Origin of the sequence: Peteryoungia ipomoeae (assembly GCF_004912165.1) — a bacterium.
GTDB lineage: Bacteria > Pseudomonadota > Alphaproteobacteria > Rhizobiales > Rhizobiaceae > Allorhizobium > Allorhizobium ipomoeae.
The window spans coordinates 1-3,821 of sequence record NZ_STGV01000016.1; the positions used below are offsets into that span (position 1 = coordinate 1).

Below are 3,821 nucleotides of genomic sequence, written 5' to 3' on the forward strand. Positions count from 1 at the left end.
GGGGCGGCAATGACGTCAGGCGATCAGCCAGCTCAGGCTGCCGAAGAAGAGAATGAAGGCGAGGATGGCGCCGAGAATGCGCAGCATGCCGACATTCGATCCGGCATTGCCGACAATGAGATCGAACCAGTCATCGCGGTCTTCGCCTGAATGGACCGGATGGCCGGGTGCGCCGTCGCTTTGCATGATGAACTCCTTCTATGTCGCATCAAAAGCCTAACGCAGAAGGTGGCGATCGGTTGCTGCCTGTGCGGAAAGGGCCTTCGAGGCCCCTCCGCTTTGTTGGGAGACTTGCCCTCATCCGCAGCGCTTGCGGCGTTCGCCCCTCATCCGCCCTTCGGGCACTTTCTCCCCGCAAGCGGGGAGAAGGAGGGATGCGGCGCCGCTGGCGGTTGCGGGCTCTCTCTTCTCCCCAGCGGGGAGAAGTGCCGAGCGTATGCGAGGCGATGAGGGGGCTGCCCGGCACAGCTTCAGAGGCTTTCCGGATTAACTGATGCCGTAGCGATGATGCTTCCGCTGGACATGCTTTGGCGCTTCGCGCCCCCCTCATCCCCCTGCCGGGACCTTCTCCCCGCTGGGGAGAAGAGCGACCCCGCTTCGGCTGCGCTCAAAACCTCAGGCAATTGCCCTGCCACGGGCGTGGAGAGTGGCAGCTTCTCCAAATATCACAAGGAAATCCCATGACCATGATTGACCTAACGGCGCCGGGCATTGAGCCGGTGACGCTGAACGAAGTGCGGGCGCATTTGCGGCTCGACGGCCAGGACGAGGATGCGCTGCTGGCGGCACTGATTACGGTGGCGCGCGAGCATATCGAGCGGGAAACCGGGCTTTGCCTGATCGCACGGCCGTTTCGGCTCTGCCTCGATGCCTGGCCCGAGGATAGCATCCTGACCATCGCGAAAGGGCCGGTGCGGCAGGTGACGGCGGTGACGGTTTACGATGGCGAGGGCAATCAAGAGGCTGTTTCGCTTGCCGGTCATCTGCTCGATGGCGAGGCACGGCCGGCGCGGCTGTGGCTGAAGGCTGTGCCGCAACCGGGGCGGATGCTGAATGGCATCGAGGTGGATTTTATCGCGGGTTACGGCGAAAGCGGCGCCGATGTCCCCGAAACGCTGAAGCGGGCAATGCTTTTGCATGTGGCGGCGATGTTTGCCACGCGCGGTGTTGTGGCGGCTGACGCCCAGCCGGCGGTGGTGCCGCCCGGTTACGACCGGCTGATTGCGCCCTTCTGCCGGCGGAGGCTCTGAAGATGGCGGTGCTGGACATCGATGCCGGCCGGCTGACGGCGCGGCTGGTGCTGGAGGCGCCCGAGGTGACCGATGACGGGCAGGGCGGGGCGGCGACTGCCTATCTCGAGCGCGGGAGGGTCTGGGCGCTGATCGAGCCGCGCGCGCTTGCAAAGGAGGAGCGCGGGCCGGGGCTTGAGGCGCGCGTGACGCATCATGTGACGCTCCGGGCCGGAAGCGGTATCGCGCCGGGCTTTCGCCTGAGCAAGGGAGAGCGGCGCTTGCTGGTGGAGGCTGCGCGCGACCTTGACGAAACCGGGCGGTTCACGCTGGCGCTGTGCCGGGAGGTGACGGGATGAGACGGGCTGAGACGGGCTCTGCGCGGCAGGCGCTGAGCGCTGTGGCGCTTGAGGAGACGGGGCGGCAGATGGCGGCGCTGCTGACGGCGATGCTCAGCGAGCGGGTGGCAGTGCGGCGTGCGGCGCGCGATCTGGAGGCGGCGGAGGACGGCAGGCTTGAAGGTTTGCGCCGCGAGGCCGGGCCGGGAGGTGAAAAATGAGCAATTTCGTCAATGCCTTGGCAGCAGCGCTTCAACAGGCGGTAAAGGCGGATGCGGCCCTTTCCTTGCGGCTTGCGCCGCAGGGCCTGAGCGACCGGACGGTGCGGCCACAGCGTTTTCCAGCGCTGGTTCTGGGGACGGTCGAGGCACGGGAGCTGTTGATCGACGAGCCGGTGGCGGCAGAGATTGTGCTTGCGCTGGAGGCCTGGAGCGCGGTTTCGCGGCGCGAGGCGGAAGAGGTGATGACGGCCTTTGGCATGGCAACGCGCGGGCTTACGCTTGCAGCGGGTATGCGGCTGGTGAGTTTTGACCGGCAGAAGACGACGAGCCGCCGGCTGGTGAAGGAAGGACTGTTTGTCGCCGAGGCGCGGTTTCGCGCCGTGATCGAGCAAGGCTCGATCGAATAAGGATTACGCCGGCGTTGCGAGGCGGCCGCGCCGGGCAATCACGGCAAGGCCGATGACGGCGAGGAAGGCGGTTGCTGCAAGCGCCGTCGTGGTGACGAGGCCGGTGGTGATGCCGGCGCGATCGATGACGGCGGTGATGAGGATGGGGGCAGCCGCATTGGCGAGGTTTTGCGGCAAGGCGAGGCGGGCGGACTGTTCGGCAAAGCGGCTGGCGGAGAAGAAGGCGAGCGGCAGAAGCGCGCGGGCTAGCGTGGTGACGCCGGAGCCGAAGCCGTAAAGCGCGGTGAACAGCAGCAGACTTGACGGCGTGCCGGAGGAAAAGATCAGGAGAAGTGTGGAGCCGGTGAGCATGGCCGTGCCGGCAAGGGCGGTGACGACGGGCGTGGTGTGGCGGCCGGCGACGAGATCGACAGCGCGCGCGGCAATGCCGAAGACGGCGCGCAGCGACCCGAGCTGCAGGGCAAGCGCCGGCGTGGCGCCGGAGAGTTCCAGGATATGCAAAAGCTGCGGCGAGAGGCCGAAGGTCATCAGGCTTGCGAGCGAACTGGCAATCGCAATCAGGGCAAAGGCAAGCGTGCCCATGCGCGGCGAAAGGCTGAGCGGCTCGACGGAATCCTGCGCCTTTTCCGCATCGGAACGGGCAATCTTAAGGCTGAGCAGCGACAGATGCAGCGGCAGGCAGACGACGACATGGGCAAGCGCTGCAAAAAGCAGTGCCGCGCGCCAGCCAAAGGCCTCACCCGCCAGCGCCAGAAGCGGCCAGCACACGGCGGAGGAAAGGCCGGTAAAGACCATCAGGATGCCGATGGTGCGGCGCGCCTCACGGCCCTCGCGCTCGACGACGGCGGCGAGCGCCGGCACCGAGAGAGCAAAGGAACCGCCAAGGCCGAAGATGAGCCAGGCCAGGCCATAGGTGACAATGCCCTGGGCGGCGGCAAGGACACATAGCCCTGACGCCATGGTGAGCGAGCCCAGCGCCAGCACGCGGGCGGCCCCCAGGCGGGCAATGAGCTTGCCGGTTGTCGGCCCGAGCGCCGCCATGACCAGCATCATCACGGTCAGCCCGGCAAAGGCGGTTTCATTGGCCATGCCAAGCTCGGAGGCGATCTGCCGGCCGAACACAGCCGGCATTTCGAATGTCGTGCCCCAGCCGATGATCTGGCTGACAGCGAGGCTGGCGACAAGGGCAGACTTGGCATGGCGCATGCGGGGAGGCTTTCGGGCAGGCGGGGGATGAGGCGAAAGGCGGGTGGGCGTGCTCGTCATAGGCGCATTTGCCGGCGGGCGGAAGGGGGGGGCGCGGGGTGGCGGTTGGCCTCGCATTCGCGGGGAGCACGGTAGATCCTCGGGACAGGCCCGAGGATGACGATTGTGTGAGGCGCTGGCGTCACGTCCTCTCCCCTTTGGGGGGAGGGTCGCCGAGCGAAAGCGGAGGCGGGGTGAGGGGGCGGGATGGCAGGCGGCTGCTTTGGGGTTTTGAGCTTCGCTCCCCCTCATCCCCCTGCCGGGACCTTCTCCCCGCTGGGGAGAGGAGATGTGTGGCGACCGTTTGGGCAGCCGTTGAGGTGTTTCGGATCGGTGATGGGAATGCCAACGGAACCGATCCCCTCACCAACAAAATCTGAG

At 66.7% G+C, this 3,821-nt stretch carries 6 protein-coding genes; 4 read left to right on the top strand and 2 right to left on the bottom strand.

Annotation, left to right across the window (positions count from 1 at the left end):
- Window positions 1-15 precede the first annotated feature (15 nt).
- Entirely contained in the window at window positions 16-186 is a 171-nt protein-coding gene (locus tag FAA97_RS21160) for a hypothetical protein (RefSeq protein WP_168801075.1), read from the bottom strand.
- Between the two features lie 494 nt (window positions 187-680).
- Between FAA97_RS21160 and FAA97_RS20905 the strand changes: the two genes are divergently transcribed.
- The 4 genes from FAA97_RS20905 to gp17 are packed head-to-tail and all read left to right on the top strand — an operon-like array spanning window position 681 to window position 2,195.
- Complete coding sequence (locus tag FAA97_RS20905) at window positions 681-1,250, top strand: head-tail connector protein (RefSeq protein WP_136600490.1); 570 nt, start codon at window positions 681-683, stop codon at window positions 1,248-1,250.
- A 2-nt stretch (window positions 1,251-1,252) separates the two neighbouring features.
- Window positions 1,253-1,588, top strand: coding sequence for a head-tail adaptor protein (locus FAA97_RS20910; RefSeq protein WP_136600491.1), 336 nt, complete (start codon window positions 1,253-1,255; stop codon window positions 1,586-1,588).
- A complete protein-coding gene (locus FAA97_RS20915; RefSeq protein ID WP_136600492.1) occupies window positions 1,585-1,788 on the top strand; it encodes a hypothetical protein in 204 nt (67 codons plus the stop codon). Before FAA97_RS20910 ends, FAA97_RS20915 begins: the two co-directional genes overlap by 4 nt.
- Entirely contained in the window at window positions 1,785-2,195 is a 411-nt protein-coding gene (gp17, locus tag FAA97_RS20920) for a tail completion protein gp17 (protein WP_136600493.1), read from the top strand. The genes FAA97_RS20915 and gp17 overlap by 4 nt, the downstream gene beginning before the upstream one ends.
- Before the next feature lie 3 nt (window positions 2,196-2,198).
- Here gp17 and FAA97_RS20925 read toward each other — a convergent pair whose 3' ends face one another.
- Window positions 2,199-3,401: an MFS transporter gene (locus FAA97_RS20925; protein WP_136600494.1), complete on the bottom strand. Its 1,203-nt coding sequence runs from the start codon at window positions 3,399-3,401 to the stop codon at window positions 2,199-2,201.
- Window positions 3,402-3,821 lie beyond the last annotated feature (420 nt).

Bases quoted from the DNA above. Each gene is read 5' to 3' on its own strand.
- FAA97_RS21160 (WP_168801075.1), bottom strand. From the start codon at position 186: ATGCAAAGCGACGGCGCACCCGGCCATCCGGTCCATTCAGGCGAAGAC.
- FAA97_RS20925 (WP_136600494.1), bottom strand. From the start codon at position 3,401: ATGCGCCATGCCAAGTCTGCCCTTGTCGCCAGCCTCGCTGTCAGCCAG.
- gp17 (WP_136600493.1), top strand. From the start codon at position 1,785: ATGAGCAATTTCGTCAATGCCTTGGCAGCAGCGCTTCAACAGGCGGTA.
- FAA97_RS20915 (WP_136600492.1), top strand. From the start codon at position 1,585: ATGAGACGGGCTGAGACGGGCTCTGCGCGGCAGGCGCTGAGCGCTGTG.
- FAA97_RS20910 (WP_136600491.1), top strand. From the start codon at position 1,253: ATGGCGGTGCTGGACATCGATGCCGGCCGGCTGACGGCGCGGCTGGTG.
- FAA97_RS20905 (WP_136600490.1), top strand. From the start codon at position 681: ATGACCATGATTGACCTAACGGCGCCGGGCATTGAGCCGGTGACGCTG.